The organism is Vibrio sp. 378, assembly GCF_033339435.1.
This window is the reverse complement of record NZ_JAWOUO010000673.1, coordinates 1-648: the sequence shown is the minus strand read 5'-3', so window position 1 is coordinate 648 and position 648 is coordinate 1. Positions and strand designations below refer to the sequence as shown.

The window sequence follows — 648 nt, the reverse complement described above, 5'->3', positions numbered from 1 at the left end:
CCTCGTCTGTTTTTACTAGTGTTCCATCCCAAACACTCTCCATGCTGGCACGGTTATTTGTGGTATTACTTGAGTGATGGAAACTCTTCCAATAGGTATTGCCATGACGCCCATTGAAGGCAAAGGCTGGATCGCTCGAATTTTGTGTGTCGACACGAGAGGGCATTGCTTTAAGAAGTGCGATGCGAAAGTCTTTCGTTTCGTCTAGCTCATGAGATCTGCCACTGCCGTCTTTGACGGTAAAATCGACTACCAGTTTGGTTTCTCCGGTTTCTTGAGTGACCAATGATGGCTCGGAAACACTGATCTCGAAATCACCAAGCGCAGGTGGTGGTGTATTTTGATCGTTTTTGCTGTCTGGACCACATCCGGTGAGCAGTAAAATAAAAAATATTAATGTAGCGATCGACTTTAAACCGTTCATAGTCCCTCTCGATTCGTCCTAAAGTAAGTGGGATTGCGTTGGAATGGTTAAATATCTCAATAAGCAATTGATTGAAATATTAATTTTGTATTCAAGCCAAAAGCAAAATATCCATATTTACATCGCTTGAATAAATCGAAATACATGGCTTGTAAGAGTATAGACGCAATATGAAATATTATTAAAATAAACCATTTTTTCTATGCGTGAATTTTAGGTTTTAA

The 648-nt window shown here is 39.7% G+C and carries 1 pseudogene; it reads right to left on the bottom strand.

Features of this window, described 5'->3' with window-relative positions:
- Positions 1-424: pseudogene (locus R7Q48_RS28185) on the bottom strand (cytochrome C); the annotation flags it as partial.
- Positions 425-648: the final 224 nt, after the last annotated feature.